This is a genomic window from Sphingomonas sp. GCM10030256 (assembly GCF_042666415.1).
Taxonomy (GTDB): domain Bacteria; phylum Pseudomonadota; class Alphaproteobacteria; order Sphingomonadales; family Sphingomonadaceae; genus Sphingomicrobium.
Map to the genome: position 1 here is coordinate 1138387 of NZ_JBHTDI010000001.1, position 15612 is coordinate 1153998.

A 15612-nucleotide genomic window follows, 5' to 3' on the forward strand; every position below is an offset into this window, starting at 1 on the left:
AGCGGGAGAGGGTTTGAGTTATTGCCCGAACCGCTGCCGGATCGTCAGGCCGATGGTCCGCGGCTGACCCACGTTGAAGCCGAGCCGCGCTCGCCCACCGCGCTCCTTGTCGAACGACAGCTTGGGATTCTCGTCGAATAGGTTGTTGGCGTAAGCCACCAGCTCAAGCCCGGTGTCGAAGCTCATCCCTGCGGACAGGCTGACCAGGTCGTAGGCTGGCAGCTTCAGGTCCAGCGTGGTCCCGGCAGTCGCCGGGATCCCGCCGAAATTGTTGCCGTAGAAGAACGTCCGCGGATTGTTCTCCTGGTCCGCCGGCTGGGTGAAGCGGCTTCCGACCCTTTGATAGCTGGCGTTCACATACCAGTCGCCCGTTCCCCAGCGCTGGCCATAATTGGCCGTGAACGCGAACTGGTACTTTGGCACGGTGGGCAGCCGGTTGCCGTCGCGGATACCGGTTGTGGTGGCAAGCGCGCCCGGCAGCGTCGTGTCGAACTCCGCCTCAACCAGGCTTCCAGCGAACGACAGGTCGAGCCCCTGTGCCGGGCGGACGTTGAACTCCGCTTCCACGCCCTGAGTATGGGCCTTGTCGACGTTGAACACGATTCGCGAGGAACAGCTCCCCGCGTCCAGTGTGACCTGCAGGTCCTTGATCTTCGTCTTGAACGCCGCGGCGTTGAACGTCACCGGTCCCCGCGAGTATTTCACGCCGGCTTCGTAGTTCCACAGTGTTTCATCATCATAGGCGCCAGCAAACGGGCCGAACAGCGCCTCGTCAGTGTCCGAGCAAAGCGGCAGGTTAAGCGGGTCGTTGACCCCGCCCAGGCGAAAGCCCTTCGCCGCCTGGACGTTGACGCTGAGGTTGCGGTTCGCTTCGTAGGTGACGATCGCGCGTGGGCTGACGCCCTTCGACGACGTCTTGTCGCCGATCCGGGTGTCGCCATTGGAGAACAGACCGCCCGAAACGAAGTCGCGCTTCTCGTCGAAGTCGTAATATCGCGCGCCGCCAGTCAGCTTGATCTGGCCGAAGTCATAACTCGCTTCCCCGAACACCGCCCTTTGCTTGATGTCGTAGGGCAGGTCGGCGTTGTAGGGCGAATCCGCCGGGAAGCCGTTAGCGAGATCGGACGACTGGAGCGGCACTCCCGGCGAGCGGCAGGCGGGCTGTGAGCCGGGTGCCGGGGTGAAGCACAGCCCGGCGAGGAACGCGTCGTCGAACGCGTCGTAGCCGGGAGTGGGAAGGCGCTGGCGATATTTGCGGTCGACGGTCGAATAGAAGCCGCCGAGGACCCACTGGAATGGGCTGTCGCCCGTGGAGGCCAGCCGCAACTCCTGCGTCCATTGCTTGAGGTCCGTCCGGTCGCGAAGGTTGGACGGAAGCAGGATCGCCGCATCGACGAAGCCGAGATCGTCCGACACCGACCCGGACAAAGCGGAGGCATCGCGGCTGACCAGGATGTCGCGGTTGATGTAGCTTGTGACGGAGGCGAGCTCGACGCCGCCAAGGTCGATACTGCCGGTCAGATCGGCCAGCAGTGTCTCGTCCTTGAAATCCTCTTCGAGCAGCAGGAACTGCTCGCGCTTGCCGAGGTCCACCTGCGGGCGGGTGGTGGTAAGCGGGTTGGCGTAGAGGTTGAACACCTCCTCGCGGTTGAAGCCATTGGCGCGGATCACCTGATAAACGGCGCGCGGAGTGATCTTGATGGCGTCGGTGGGCTCCCACAGCAGCGATAGCCGGCCGCCCACCCGCGAGCCGTCGTTGACGTCCTTGCCGCCCCCCGGCCCCTCCGCGTCGATGAAGCCGGCATAATGGGTGCCGTAAGCCACTGCGCGGATCGCTGCGGTCGAACCGAGCGGAACGTTGATAGCACCCTTGAGATGGTAGCCGAGGTCCCCTTCGTCGACGATGTTGACGTTCCCCTCAACCAGCCCTTCCGTGCGGCCGAGCCGAGGCTGGTTGGTGATGTAGCGTACGGTGCCGCCGACCGAGCCCGAGCCGAATAGGGTGCCCTGCGGCCCGCGCAGGGTCTCCACGCGGTTCAGGTCGAACAGGTCGAAGTCGGGCGTGAACAGCGACACGGAGACCACGCTCTCGTCGAGATAGACGCCGACCTGTTCCTTGACGCCTGGCTGGTCGCGGACGATCTGCCCGGCCGAAACGCCGCGGACCGAAACCTGGCTCTGGCCCGGCCCCAGGTTCTGGATCGTTAGGCCCGCGACATTGCGGCTGATGTCCTCGATCGTCTGCGCATTCGCTCGCTGGATGTCTTCCTGAGTTTGCGCGTTGATCGAAAAGGGGACGTCCTGGACGGTCGACGCACGCTTGGTCGCGGTGACGATGATCTCGGTCGGAGCGATATCGTCGGGCTGGTTCGCAGCTTGGGCCGACTCCTCCTGGGTGGTCTGGGCAAGCGCCGAATTGGGAACCGCGATCAATGCAGTGCCGGCAAGCAGGCCCTGAACGAGAACTTTGCAATGTCCCATCGATCGATCCCCCTGAAGTTTGCTGGAGGGGAGGCTATCTTGCGCAGGAGGGAACGAAAAGGTTGCGCTCCCGAACCGACCTTGTTCTGACGCACATTGTTGCGACTAGGTGACAGTCAGGCAGTGGCGCTCGTGTCTGCGGCTGCGACGAAGGGCAGGATCGCGGGATCCGCCATGCCGGCAAGCTTGATACCGCGGCTTTGCAGAAAGGCGTGGCGGACGATCTCGGCCTGTTGCTCCAACCCGTACCGGTCGAAGGTCCGGCCCGGGACGAACTGGTAGGCGTAGCGGCAGAAAGGGTGCCGCATCAGCGGCAGATAGAACCGCCCGCGAGTCTGTGTCTGCCAGACGTGGGTCATCTCATGGATGAACAGGCCTTGGAGGCTGAGCGACGCCTGGACGAAATCGTCCGACCAGCGCGGGTCTGCCGGGTGGAAATGGATGTTGCCGGTCGGCGCCATGACGATCCCGCGGGGCTGGAGCGGCCACCACTTCCCCCGCACCAGCCGCACGCGGTCGTACTCCACGGCGTCGCCGAAGACGCTTCGGCACAGCTCGATTTCACCAGCAGTAAGTGGGCGTGCGACCTTCATCCTGGGGAGGCCTAAGCGGCGCATTCCCACAAGCCAAGCCGAGACTTGCCGCCGCTCCGCGCCGCCGCTAGGGCAGAGCCCAAATTCCATACAGGAGGAAAGACTGACATGAGCGAGACCGCGGAACGCGTAAAGAAGATCGTCGTCGAGCATCTCGGCGTGGAAGCCGATAAGGTGACCGAGGACGCCAGCTTCATCGACGACCTGGGTGCCGACAGCCTCGACATCGTCGAGCTGGTCATGGCGTTCGAGGAAGAGTTCGGGGTCGAAATCCCCGATGACGCCGCGGAAAAGATCACCACCGTCAAGGACGCGATCAGCTACATCGACCAGAACCAGGGCTGATTGGCCGACTGCCGCCTGACAGTGGACGAAAGACAAGGCGGCACGAACGGCTTCCCGGCTCATCGGGAGGCCGTTTGCATATGAGCGAGATGGAGTGAGGCGATGCGCCGAGTAGTGGTCACTGGTCTAGGCCTCGTCACCCCGTTGGGGGCTGACGTGGAAACCACCTGGTCAAACATCCTTGCAGCCAAGAGCGGCGCGGGGCCCATCACACGTTTCGACGCATCCGATCAGAAGTGCCGCATCGCTTGCGAGGTGAAGCCCAAGGATCACGAATACGGCTTCGACCCGGACCGGCGCGTCGACCACAAGGTCCAGCGGCAGGTCGACCCGTTCATCGTCTATGGCATCGACGCGGCCGGGCAGGCCATCGAGGATGCTGGTCTGAGCGAGATGGGCGAGGCGATGCGGCTGCGCGCCGGCTGTTCGATCGGCTCCGGAATCGGCGGCCTGCCGGGGATCGAAAAGGAGTCGCTGATCCTGGCCGACAAGGGGCCGAGCCGGGTCAGCCCGCACTTTGTCCATGGGCGGCTGATCAACCTCATCTCGGGGCAGGTGAGCATCAAGTACGGCCTGATGGGGCCCAATCACTCGGTCGTGACCGCCTGCTCGACTGGCGCGCACTCGATTGGCGACGCGGCGCGGATGATCCGCGAAGACGATGCTGATATCATGCTGGCGGGCGGGGCCGAGGCGACCATCTGCCCGATCGGCGTTGCCGGCTTCGCGCAGGCGCGAGCGCTCAACATGAGCTTCAACGACCGTCCGGAGCAGGCGAGCCGGCCGTACGACAAGGGGCGCGACGGGTTCGTCATGGGCGAAGGGGCGGGCGTCATCGTGCTCGAGGAATATGAGCACGCCAAGGCGCGCGGAGCGAAGATATACGCTGAGGTGGTCGGCTATGGCCTGTCGGGCGATGCTTATCACGTCACTGCGCCGCACCCGGAGGGGAAAGGTGCCGAGCTGGCGATGCTGATGGCGCTGAGGAAGGCCGGCCTGCAACCGGGCGACATCGACTATATCAATGCCCACGGCACCTCGACGATGGCCGACACGATCGAGCTTGGCGCGGCCAAGCGCGTGTTCGGCGACGACCTGGGCGGGGCGTCGATGAGCAGCACCAAGTCGGCGATCGGGCATCTGCTGGGCGGTGCCGGAGCCGTGGAGAGCATCTTCTGCATTCTCGCGATCCGCGACCAGATCGTGCCGCCGACGCTCAATCTGGACGATCCCGACGAGGGCACCGATGGCGTGGACCTTGTCCCGCACAAGGCCAGGAAGCGCAGGGTCCGTGCTGTGCTGAACAACAGTTTCGGCTTCGGCGGCACCAATGCTTCGCTGGTGATGCGGGCGGTCGATTGATGGACGTGCCCCGGCCTGCGCCGGGGTACAATGGACCCAGATGCTGAAACGCGCACTCCTGATCGCCGCCGTCTTCGGCTCCCTGCTCGGAGCCGGTGCCTATTACCTCCTGTGGGCCGCTCCCGGTCCCAAGGATGGTCCGCACACGGTGGTCGTCGAGGAAGGCTCAACCCTCACCAAGGTCGCTGCACAACTCGAGCGGCAGGGGGTGATCCCGGGCAGCGCCCGTACCTACCGGTTGATGGCCCGGCTGTTCGGCTCGGGGGATCCGGTCCAGGCCGGCGAGTTCGAGATTCCAAAAGGCATGGGCGGCGCCAAGGTGCTCGCCCTGCTCCAGCATGGACAGCCGGTGCAGCGCCTGGTGACGATCCCGGAGGGCACACCCTCGATCATCGTGCAGGAAAAGCTTGCCGGCTTGCAGCACGCCAGCGGCGCGGTTCCATTCATTCCGGAAGGCGCGGTGCTGCCCGACAGCTACAGCTACAAACGGGGCGAAAGCCGCGCCGCCATCGCCGCGCGCATGCAGGCCGCGATGACCCGCACGCTAGACCAGCTCTGGGCCAAGCGGACGAACAACAATTGTCCGGTCGCCTCCAGGGCCGACGCCGTAACCCTCGCCTCGATCGTCGAGAAGGAGACTGGCAAACCGTCCGAGCGGCGCACGGTCGCGGGCGTCTATTGCAACCGCCTGCGCATCGGAATGAAGCTGGATGCCGATCCCACGGTGATTTACCCTATCACGAAGGGCAAGCCGCTCGGCCGTCGCATCCGTCGCTCCGAGCTGAACGCCGACACCGGCTACAACACCTACCGCAAGCCAGGGCTGCCCGACGGTCCGATCGCCAATCCGGGCCGTGACAGCATCGCGGCCGTTCTCGATCCTGCTCCGACCAAGGCGCTGTACTTCGTCGCGGATGGGACCGGGGGTCATGTGTTCGCCGAGACCCTCGCCGAGCACAACGCCAACGTCCAGAAATGGTACGCGCTGCGCCGGTCACGCGGCGAGATGTAAGGGATGTGCTCCTGCGCTGACAGGAGCCCAGGTATGCGTTGCCCTCGGACAAACGCTAGCCGCCGATCGCGGCGCTCTTCACATAACCGACGCGCCGCTCCGGCCCGGCATAGCCCCACGCCCAGCCGCGGCTGTTGTCCAGCATCTCCAGCAGGTCGCCAGGCTGCAACTCGGCCAGCACCGCCGCCGCCTCATCAGGTCCGGCAAGCAGCGGTGCGGCGAATGCCAGACGGCGCTCCAGCGGGTCGGCGTAGTGGGATGCGATCACCTGTCCGGCGAGAGCAGCGTCCGCGAGGTCACGGCGATAGGCGTGAAACGCCGCATCCGGCAGGTTGGATGGCCCAGCAAGCCGGAAGCCGCCCTCAGCTGCCCGCGTGGGCGAGTTGCGACAGGGCAGGGCGCCTTCCGCTCCCATCGTCTCCGCCGCGCTCAGTGCCGCGGATGTTGCGCTTGAAGCCTTCAAGGAAATCTGCCCCGCTGTTGGTGCGGACGACGAACACATTGCGACGGTCGTCCTGGTCGCGTTCGCGGCGCAGATAGCCGAGAGCACCAAGCGTGTTCAAGGCGCGGGTCACGACGGGCTTGGAGACACCGAGCATCCGCGCGAGCCCTCGCACCGTGTGCGGCCCGGGCGTCAGATACACGATCATCAGCAAAGCCATCTGCCGATTGGTGAGATCCGGCTCGCCGGAGCGGACATATCCGACCAGCGCCCGCATCCACCCGCTCAGCGATACTTCGCTCATTGGACTGGACTCTCCTTGGATTGGCGCAGTCCACGGTTAACCGGTCAGGGCCGGAATTGTTGCGTATCCGACAGGGTTTGGGTCGAAAAAGAACGCTCAAGGCCTGGGCAGGCCGCTGCCGAACAGCCGCTCCAGAGCCGCAAAAGCGGCCCGCAGACCAAGCGCATCGCCGCCCGCCGGACGGCCCGGCTTAGCCGACGGACGCCACGCGAAGGTGTCGAAGTGCGCCCATGCGGTGCCCTCCGGCACGAACCGGCGAAGGAACAAGGCGGCCGTGACGCAGCCGGCCATGGGCGAGTTGGCGCTGTTGGCGAAGTCGGCGATGTCCGACTTCAGCATCTCCTCATAGCGGTCCCACAAAGGCATCCGCCACACTGGGTCGTCCACAGCCTTTGCACCGGCAAGAATCGCCTCCGCCACCGGCTCGTCGTTGCAGAACAGCGGCGGCAGGTCGGGGCCGAGCGCAACTCGCGCGGCTCCGGTCAGGGTGGCGAAGTCGATCATCAGCGCCGGCTTTTCCTCGCCGGCCCGAGTCAGCGCGTCACCCAGGATCAACCGGCCTTCCGCATCCGTGTTGTCGATCTCCACCGTCACTCCGGAGCGGGCGGTCAGCACGTCGCCCGGCCGGAAGGCGTTTCCGGAAACCGCATTCTCGACCGCCGGGATCAGCAGGTGCAGCCGGACGGGCAGCCGACCGCCGACGATCAGTCCGGCCAGCGCCAGCGCGTGCGCCGCGCCGCCCATGTCCTTCTTCATCAGCCGCATGCCGCTGGCCGGCTTGATGTCCAGCCCGCCGCTGTCGAAGCAGACGCCCTTGCCGATCACCGCCACTCGCGGGTTCTTTGGATCGCCCCATGTCAGCTCGATCATCCGTGGTGCCCGCTGCGGTACGGCCGCGCGTCCAACGGCGGCGACCATCGGATAGCCTTGCTCCAGCGCGTCGCCCTTCGTGACGCTGATCTCGGCCCCCCAATCAGCGGATCGGTCGCGGACGGCCTGCTCCAGCTCGGCCGGGCCGAGGTCGGCGGCGGGCGTGTCGACCAGATCGCGGACCAGTGTGGTCGCCTCGGCAAGCCGGACCGTCTCCCCGATCCGCGCAGCGTCGCCGCTCAGCAGCACCCGCGGGCCGCGCTCCGGTGCCGGCTTGGTCTTGTAACGGTCGAACCGGTGCTGCTCCAGCAGCCAGCCCAGGGCGGCGGGTCCTGGCTGATGCCCACCTGCAAGGCGATAGCGGGCTTCAGGCAGCGCCTGGCCCAGTTTCGCAAGGCACCAGGGCGACAGGCTCGACACGTTCGCAACCGTTGCGACGATCTCGAACTCGTCGCTGCCCTGACCGGCGGGCAGGATTGCAAACTGGTAAGGAGTCTTGCCCTCGAAGTGCATGGCCGCCAACAGCGCCCGCCGCGACGCGGACTGACGCTTGGCCCAGTCGTCGAACCCGGCCTTGTCAACCAAATGAATGGTACGGGCATCCTGGCCGCGGTCGGGCTGCAGCAGCTCGGCAAAGTCGGTCATCGTCCGCCCTTAGCCAAGCCGGAGGGCGAGCGATAGCCGAGAGCTTATTTGCTGAGTTGGCCGCGCAGCGCTCCGCCGGGGAATTCGGGGTTGTGGATGTTGACGTAATAGTCTTGCGGCCGCTTGATGATCTCCTTGATCTGGGCGCGGTCAACATCGGTGCAGCCGGACAGTGCCACATTGTTCGCTTCGAAGAAGCCGACCGCGATTGCGCCATTCTGACCGGTCGGCGCCTCATGGATATGGCCGCGAGTTGGCGCAGCGATCCCGGACACGGTGATGTCCCAGCAAACCCGGCCCTGTCCCGGGTTGAGCGTGACCTGAGCCGTGCCGGTTCCGTCCAGGTCGCCCTGGTTTGGCACGCCCTGGGCATTGACCTCGGCCTCTCCGGTCAACTCGGTCGTGAACTTGCGGCCGCCCTCCGCGACTGGCGCCGACAACGCCACTCCGGTGAGCACAGCAGACATGAAGGTTGCATAAGCGAATGTTTTCAAGGCCATCGCGCGGTCTCCTGCGTTCCCCGGCGAGCAAGTTCTTAACACAGGTAAGTCAAATCCGCGGCTTGCGGATGGTCTAGGCCGCCGCGGCGATCCGCTCCGGAACGCCGAACAGGTCGTGCTCGTCGCTGTCCTCGACCGTTACCTGGACGACGTCGCCGGTCTGAAGGTGCCCGGCGTCGCGCAGGTGGACCTCGCCGTCGATCTCGGGAGCGTCGGCCTTGCTCCGGCCAGTCGCGCCGCCGGTCTCGGCATCGACCGCATCGATGATCACGTCCAGCGACTTGCCGACCTTCGCGGCCAGCTTCTCGGCCGAAATACGAGCGGTCAGTTCCATCACCCGGGCGTAGCGCTCTTCCTTCACCTCCTCCGCCACCGCGTCCGGCAGGTCGTTGGCGGCGGCGCCCTCGACAGGCTCGAACCGGAACGCCCCGACCCGGTCGAGCTGCGCTTCCTCGAGCCACTCGAGCAGGTAGCGGAAGTCGTCCTCGGTCTCGCCGGGGAAACCGACCACGAAGCTGGAGCGGATGGCGATGTCCGGGACCATCGCGCGCCATTCCTTCAGGCGCTCCAGGACCCGAGCTTCATTCGCCGGCCGCCTCATCGCACGAAGCACCTTGGGGCTGGCATGCTGGAACGGAATGTCGAGGTAGGGGAGTACCAGCCCCTCTGCCATCAACGGCATGATCCGGTCGACATGGGGATAGGGGTATACATAGTGGAGCCGCACCCACGCGCCGAGCTTGCCGAGCTCGCGCGCCACGTCGGTCATGTGCGCCCTGACCTCGCCGCCCTTCCACGGCCAGGCCGCGTGCTTCAGGTCCAGTCCGTAGGCGCTGGTGTCCTGGCTGATGACCAGCAGCTCGCGCGTGCCGGCGGCCATCAGCTTCTCCGCCTCGCGAAGGATCGCGTCCGGCCGGCGGCTAACAAGGTCGCCGCGCAGCTGCGGGATGATGCAGAAGGCGCAGCGATGGTTGCAGCCCTCGGAAATCTTGAGATAGCTGTAGTGCCGCGGAGTAAGCTTCAGCCCGGCTTCCGGCATCAGGTCCAGGAACGGCGAGGGCACCGGCGGCGCTGCCTCGTGCACCGCCGAAACTACGTCCTCATACTGGTGCGCGCCGGTCACCGCGAGCACGTTGGGGAAGCGGGCGCGGATCACTTCGGCTTCCTTGCCCATGCATCCGGTGACGATCACACGGCCGTTCTCGGCGATGGCCTCACCGATCGCTTCCAGGCTTTCCTCCTTGGCGCTGTCCAGGAAGCCGCAGGTATTGACCAGCACGACGTCCGCGCCGGAATAGTCCGCGGACATCTGGTAGCCTTCGGCGCGCAGCTTGGTGAGGATGCGCTCGCTGTCGACCAGGTTCTTGGGACAGCCGAGCGAAACCATGCCGACGCGCGGCGGGGAGGGGAGTATCGTTGCCATGGGAGGGGGCCCCCTAGCGGATTTTTGGGGCAAAATCGAGACGGTTAGTCGCGCACCTCTTCGGGCTCGTACCAGCGGTCGGGCGGAGGCGCTTTGGGAATCCACTCGTTCTCGCCGACCGTCCATGCCTCGACCGGGCGTCCGGCTGTGTTCCGGGCCGGTGCGTAGCGCAGCCGCCTGACGGCTGCCTGGCAAGTCGCGGCGTCAAGGCCGCGATGGCCGCTCGATGCCGTGACCCGGCAGTCGCGGACTCGTCCGTCGCGACCGACCAGTAGCCGGAAACGAACCGTGCCGCGGGGACGGGTCGCAAGCACGGGTGCCGGGACGTCGCGCCAGTCGATCCGCCCGCGCAGATACTCCGGCTCCCGCGCCAGTCCGCCGCCGCCGCCTCCGCCCGTGCCGCTACCGAAGCGTCCCGCGCCCAGTCCTTCGCCAGTCCCGCCGCGCCCCGTACCTGGTCCGGGGATTGGCGCCGCACCTGCGGCCGGGGCGGTTCCTTCCCCCGGGACCGGAGCCGCGGCCAGGGGCGGCGGAATGGGCAGCTCGATCACTGGCTCGGGCGCAATGATTGGTTTCGGGCTGTTGCGCAGCGCCGGCGGAGCAGCGGCGCCTTCGGGATCCTTGGGGCGCTCGGTCAACTCCTGGGTCCGTTCGGGGAGCATTGGTGCCGCCGGCTCGGGCTCCGGTTCGTCAATCAAATCGATCAGCGCCAGCGGTTCCTGCAACCTCGGTACGACCGACACGCCCAGCCCGCTCACCAATGCATATCCCAGCGCCAAGTGCACCGCTGCGACAATCGCGGCCGATCGCCAGCGGTCCTTGGGATCGACGATGGAGCGGGCCGGCATGGAACAATCATAACCTCGTCCGAGCGCCCAGGCCATTGTCTTTGCAGGCGTTCGGCGGCCTGAACGAGCTGGTTCGGTACTTCGCCACACGTCAGGCGCCCGTCGGTCTGGTCGCGCAGGGTGGAAGTTCGGAACGGCCCTGCCACGGCTGGCCAGCCAGGAAGTTGCTGGTTACAGCTTGCGCCAACCCATTCGGCCTTCGGAGACTGCCCATGCGTATTGCGATGATCGGAACCGGCTATGTAGGCCTGGTCTCAGGCGCCTGCTTTGCCGACTTCGGCCATCACGTCACCTGCGTGGACAAGGACGAGGGCAAGATCGCGGGGCTTCACGCCGGCCGCATGCCGATCTGGGAGCCGGGCCTGGAGGCCTTGGTCGCCAACAATGTCGCGCGCGGCCGGTTGCAGTTCACCACCGACCTGCGCAAGGGGATCGAAGGCGCTGACGCCATCTTCATCGCCGTCGGCACGCCCGCCCGCCGCGGCGACGGCCATGCCGATCTCAGCTATGTCTTCGCCGCTGCCAAGGAGATCGCCGAGGCGCTGACCCGCCCCGCGGTGATCGTCACCAAGTCCACCGTCCCGGTCGGCACCGGGGACGAGATCACTCGCATCCTCATGGAAAATGGCGCGCCCGAAGGGACCAGCGTCGCCTCCAACCCCGAATTCCTCCGCGAAGGCGCCGCCATCCGCGACTTCAAGATTCCCGACCGCATCGTCATCGGCGCCGAGGACGACCACGCCCGCGAAGTGCTGCGCGAAGTCTACCGTCCCTTGTTCCTCAACAAGGCCCCGATCCTGTTCACCGGCCGCCGCACGGCCGAACTCACCAAATACGCCGCCAACGCCTTCCTCGCGACCAAGATCAGCTTCATCAACGAAGTCGCGGATTTGTGCGAGGCGGTCGGCGCCGACGTCCAGGAAGTCGCGCGCGGCATCGGCCTCGATAACCGCATTGGGCCGAAGTTCCTGCACGCCGGCCCCGGCTATGGCGGCAGCTGCTTCCCCAAGGATACGCTGGCCCTGCTCCAGACGGCGCAGCAGCACGGTGCGCCGATGCGGATCGTCAATTCGGTGGTCGAGGTCAACGACGCGCGGAAGGCCGGCATGGCCGACCGCGTTGCCGAAGCGCTCGGCGGGGAGCTCAACGGCAAGCGCGTCGCTGTCCTCGGCCTGACCTTCAAGCCCAACACCGACGACATGCGCGACGCGCCGAGTCTCGCCCTGATCAAGCGGCTCGAGGAAGGTGGGGCAAGGGTCGCCGCTTTCGACCCTATCGGGCACGAGCAGGCCGAGCCTCTGCTTCCCAACGTCGAGTTCGCCGCCGACCCGCTCGCTGCGGTGAAGGACGCCGATGCCCTCGTCCTGGTTACGGAGTGGGATGAATTCCGTGCGCTCGACCTCCGAGAGATCGCCGCGGCGATGAAGGGCAACGCACTCATCGACCTGCGCAACATCTACGAGCCCGAAGAGGTCAAGCGCGCCGGACTCACCTATCGGGGGATCGGCCGGGGGTAGGAGCCTCGCGGCCTCAGCCCAGCGCCTCGACGATCGTCACATTGGCGATGCCGCCGCCTTCGCACATGGTCTGGAGGCCGAAGCGCTTGCCGCCGGCACGAAGGGCATGAAGCAAGGTGGTCATCAGTTTCGTCCCGCTGGCGCCCAGCGGGTGACCCAGGGCGATTGCGCCGCCATTGACGTTCAAGCGGCCGGGATCGGCCCCAAGTTCGCGAAGCCAGGCCAGGGGCACGGGGGCGAAGGCCTCGTTCACTTCGTACAGGTCGATGTCCTCGATCCGGCGGCCCGACCTCTGCAGCGCTCGGCGAGTAGCGGGGATTGGTTCCATCAGCATGATCACCGGGTCCCCGGCAGTGACCGTCAGTTGGTCCACTCGCGCCAGCGGCTGCAGGCCATGGACCTTCAACGCGCGCTCGCTGACCACCAGCACCCCGGACGCGCCGTCGCAGATCTGGCTGGCGTTGCCGGCGGTGACCACGCCGTCGGGCGTCAGCGTCTTGAGCCCGCCTAAGCCCTCCATCGACGCATCGAAGCGAATGCCTTCGTCATGGGTGTGCAGGCTTTCGTTGCCGTCAGCGTCGACCACCTTCAACGGCACGATTTCGTCCCTGAAGGCCCCGCTCTCCGTCGCCGCCGCCGCCTTGCGGTGGCTGCCCAGCGCAAGGGCGTCCAGTTCCTCACGGTTCATCTGGTAGTTGCGGGCGATCATCTCGGCCCCGGTGAACTGGCTGAACTGGTCGACCCCGTAGCGGTCCTTGATCGACTGCGGCCACGGCCCGGTACCCATCCCGGCGTGCATCGGTAGGAACACCGGCGTTCCCATCGGCACGCGGGTCATGCTCTCCACTCCGGCGGCGATCACCACGTCCTGCGTCCCGCTCATCACCGCCTGAGCCGCGAAGTGAAGGGCCTGCTGCGAGGAGCCGCATTGCCGGTCGATGCTGACCGCCGGCACGCTGTCGGGGAGGCTCGAGGCCATCACCATGTTGCGGCCGATGTGGAAGCTCTGCTCGCCGACCTGGCTGACACAGCCGGCGATCACGTCCTCGACCACCGCCGGATCGATCCCGCTCCGCTCCACCAGCGCATCGAGAACCGCCGCTCCCAGATCCGCCGGGTGCCAGTCCTTCAACGCGCCGCCGCGTTTTCCGCCAGCGGTGCGGGCGGCTGCAACGATGTAGGCTTCAGGCATCGATCGCCTCGTCGTCCACCGCCGCGGCGCGGTTCTGGATGAAGGCGAAGCGGTGCTCGGGGTTCCTGCCCATCAGCCGCTCGACCAGATCCTTGACCGGCTGGCGGTCTTCGTACTGAGAGGGGAGGGTGATGCGGAGAAGGCTCCGGCTCGCCGGGTCCATGGTGGTTTCCTTGAGCTGGTTGGGGTTCATCTCGCCAAGCCCCTTAAAGCGGCTGACTTCGACCTTCTTGCCCTTGAACTCCCGCGCCTCGATCTCCTCCCGGTGGGCGTCGTCGCGGGCATAGAGGCTTTTCGACCCGGCGGTGATCCGGTAGAGCGGAGGCTGGGCCAGGAAGAGGTGACCGCGGCGGACCAACTCCGGCATCTCCTGGAAGAAGAAGGTCATCAGCAGGGTCGCGATGTGGGCGCCGTCGACATCCGCGTCGGTCATGATGATGATCCGCTCGTACCGCAGTGCCGCTTCGTCCCACTTGTCGCGGGTGCCGCAGCCGAGTGCCTGGATCAGGTCCGCAACCTCGCTGTTGGCGCGGATCTTCTCGGCGGTGGCGCTGGCGACGTTGAGAATTTTGCCGCGGATCGGAAGGATCGCCTGCGTCTTGCGGTCGCGCGCCTGCTTGGCCGATCCGCCTGCGCTGTCCCCCTCGACGATGAACAATTCGGTGCCTTCGGGGTCGTCGCTGGCGCAATCGGTGAGCTTGCCTGGTAGCCGCAGCTTGCGGGCGGAAGTGGCTGTCTTGCGCTTGACCTCCCGCTCGGCCCGGCGCTTGAGGCGCTCTTCCATCCGCTCGACGATCGAGCCGAGCAGCGCGCGGCCGCGATCCATGTTGTCGGCCAGGTAATGGTCGAAATGGTCCCGCACCGCACCTTCCACGAAGCGCGCGGCTTCCAGGCTGGTCAGCCGGTCCTTGGTCTGGCTCTGGAAATGGGGATTGCGGATGAACACGCTGAGCATCAGCTCGACGCCGTTGAACACGTCGTCGGCCGTGATATCCTTCGCGCGCTTGTTGCCGACCAGCTCGCCGAACGCACGGATGCCCTTGGTCAGCGCGGACCGAAGCCCCGCCTCGTGGGTGCCGCCGTCCGGGGTCGGGATGGTGTTGCAATAGTAGCTTTCCGACCCGTCCGAGTAGAGCGGCCAAGCCACCGCCCATTCGGCGCTGCCCTGCGCGTCGGGGAAGTCCTGCCTGCCCGCGAACGGCTGGTTGGTGACGCACGGCCGCTCGCCGATCTGCTCGGCCAGGTGATCGGCCAAGCCATTGGCAAACTGGAAGGTCGCCGTTTCCGGAACCGCCGCGGAGGCCAGCGCCGGGTCGCAGCGCCACCGGATTTCGACCCCGGCGAACAGGTAGGCCTTTGAGCGCGCCAGCTTGTACAGCCGCTCCGGCTCGAAGCTCAGCTCCCCGAAGATTTCGGGATCGGGGTGGAAGTGAACGGTGGTCCCGCGCCGGTTCGGAGCGGCTCCGACCTCCTCCAGCGGCCCCGTTGCAACCCCCTTCGCAAAGCGCTGGCGGTAGAGCTTCCGGTCACGGGCGACTTCGACAACGGTCTCTGTCGACAGAGCGTTGACCACCGACACGCCAACGCCGTGCAGCCCGCCCGAGGTGCTGTAGGCCTTGCCCTCGAACTTGCCGCCCGAATGGAGCGTCGTGAGGATGACTTCCAGCGCTGACTTGCCGGGGTACTTTGGGTGCGGATCGACCGGGATGCCGCGTCCATTGTCGGCGACCGCCAGCCGGTTGCCCGGCTCCAGCATCACCTCGATGCGGCTGGCGTGGCCTGCTACCGCCTCGTCCATCGCATTGTCGATGACCTCGGCGGCCAAGTGGTGCAGCGCCCGCGCGTCCGTGCCGCCGATGTACATGCCGGGCCGGCGCCGGACCGGCTCCAGACCCTCCAGCACCTCGATCGCGGAGGCGTCGTAAGCGTCGGGGATGGGCGAGGCGGCGGCTGAGCCGAAGAGGTCGGTCATTTGAACGAAGCTATAGGGCCGCGACCCGCGGGAAGCCAAGCGGTCGACCCTCTTGAAGTTTGTTGCTCGAAAACCACATCAGCGCCGCCCGGTGCTTCCATTGGAG

General features: G+C 66.4%; 14 protein-coding genes. 4 read left to right on the forward strand and 10 right to left on the reverse strand.

Features of this window, described 5'->3' with window-relative positions:
* Positions 1–18 precede the first annotated feature (18 nt).
* Together ACFQPG_RS05635 and ACFQPG_RS05640 are read right to left on the reverse strand one after the other, a co-directional pair.
* The gene (locus ACFQPG_RS05635) at positions 19–2481 is read right to left on the reverse strand and encodes a TonB-dependent receptor (protein WP_380810863.1); all 2463 of its coding nucleotides are present in this window, start codon (positions 2479–2481) and stop codon (positions 19–21) included.
* A 116-nt stretch (positions 2482–2597) separates the two neighbouring features.
* Positions 2598–3074 (reverse strand): vgr related protein, encoded by a 477-nt coding sequence (locus ACFQPG_RS05640; RefSeq protein ID WP_380810865.1) that lies wholly within the window; start codon positions 3072–3074, stop codon positions 2598–2600.
* 108 nt (positions 3075–3182) lie between these two features.
* On the opposite strand from ACFQPG_RS05640, the gene ACFQPG_RS05645 reads away from it, so the two are divergent.
* The 3 genes from ACFQPG_RS05645 to mltG all read left to right on the forward strand — a co-directional run bounded on the left by ACFQPG_RS05645 (position 3183) and on the right by mltG (position 5793).
* On the forward strand, positions 3183–3419 hold the full coding sequence (locus ACFQPG_RS05645; protein WP_380810867.1) for an acyl carrier protein: 237 nt from the start codon (positions 3183–3185) through the stop codon (positions 3417–3419).
* A gap of 102 nt (positions 3420–3521) precedes the next feature.
* Positions 3522–4781 (forward strand): beta-ketoacyl-ACP synthase II, encoded by a 1260-nt coding sequence (gene fabF, locus ACFQPG_RS05650; RefSeq protein WP_380810869.1) that lies wholly within the window; start codon positions 3522–3524, stop codon positions 4779–4781.
* A gap of 40 nt (positions 4782–4821) precedes the next feature.
* On the forward strand, positions 4822–5793 hold the full coding sequence (mltG, locus tag ACFQPG_RS05655; protein WP_380810871.1) for an endolytic transglycosylase MltG: 972 nt from the start codon (positions 4822–4824) through the stop codon (positions 5791–5793).
* Positions 5794–5848: 55 nt separating this feature from the next.
* Here mltG and ACFQPG_RS05660 read toward each other — a convergent pair whose 3' ends face one another.
* The 6 genes from ACFQPG_RS05660 to ACFQPG_RS05685 form a co-directional block, all read right to left on the reverse strand.
* The gene (locus ACFQPG_RS05660; protein ID WP_380810873.1) at positions 5849–6208 is read right to left on the reverse strand and encodes a hypothetical protein; all 360 of its coding nucleotides are present in this window, start codon (positions 6206–6208) and stop codon (positions 5849–5851) included.
* On the reverse strand, positions 6156–6512 hold the full coding sequence (locus ACFQPG_RS05665) for a MarR family transcriptional regulator (RefSeq protein ID WP_380811723.1): 357 nt from the start codon (positions 6510–6512) through the stop codon (positions 6156–6158). Before ACFQPG_RS05665 ends, ACFQPG_RS05660 begins: the two co-directional genes overlap by 53 nt.
* Positions 6513–6635: 123 nt before the next feature.
* A complete protein-coding gene (locus ACFQPG_RS05670; RefSeq protein WP_380810875.1) occupies positions 6636–8054 on the reverse strand; it encodes a leucyl aminopeptidase family protein in 1419 nt (472 codons plus the stop codon).
* Between the two features lie 44 nt (positions 8055–8098).
* A complete protein-coding gene (locus ACFQPG_RS05675; protein ID WP_380810877.1) occupies positions 8099–8554 on the reverse strand; it encodes a CHRD domain-containing protein in 456 nt (151 codons plus the stop codon).
* Between the two features lie 73 nt (positions 8555–8627).
* Positions 8628–9977 carry a 30S ribosomal protein S12 methylthiotransferase RimO gene (rimO, locus tag ACFQPG_RS05680; protein WP_380810879.1) on the reverse strand — a complete coding sequence of 450 codons (1350 nt, stop codon included), beginning with the start codon at positions 9975–9977 and terminating at the stop codon, positions 8628–8630.
* A 44-nt stretch (positions 9978–10021) separates the two neighbouring features.
* On the reverse strand, positions 10022–10825 hold the full coding sequence (locus ACFQPG_RS05685) for an energy transducer TonB (RefSeq protein WP_380810881.1): 804 nt from the start codon (positions 10823–10825) through the stop codon (positions 10022–10024).
* A 212-nt stretch (positions 10826–11037) separates the two neighbouring features.
* Between ACFQPG_RS05685 and ACFQPG_RS05690 the strand changes: the two genes are divergently transcribed.
* The gene (locus ACFQPG_RS05690) at positions 11038–12342 is read left to right on the forward strand and encodes a UDP-glucose dehydrogenase family protein (RefSeq protein ID WP_380810883.1); all 1305 of its coding nucleotides are present in this window, start codon (positions 11038–11040) and stop codon (positions 12340–12342) included.
* Between the two features lie 13 nt (positions 12343–12355).
* Here the strand turns inward: ACFQPG_RS05690 and ACFQPG_RS05695 are convergent, their stop codons facing one another.
* Both ACFQPG_RS05695 and parE read right to left on the reverse strand, forming a co-directional pair.
* Positions 12356–13534, reverse strand: a complete 1179-nt coding sequence (locus ACFQPG_RS05695; protein WP_380810885.1) for an acetyl-CoA C-acetyltransferase — start codon at positions 13532–13534, stop codon at positions 12356–12358.
* The gene (parE, locus tag ACFQPG_RS05700; RefSeq protein WP_380810887.1) at positions 13527–15506 is read right to left on the reverse strand and encodes a DNA topoisomerase IV subunit B; all 1980 of its coding nucleotides are present in this window, start codon (positions 15504–15506) and stop codon (positions 13527–13529) included. The genes ACFQPG_RS05695 and parE overlap by 8 nt, the downstream gene beginning before the upstream one ends.
* Between the last annotated feature and the right edge of the window lie 106 nt (positions 15507–15612).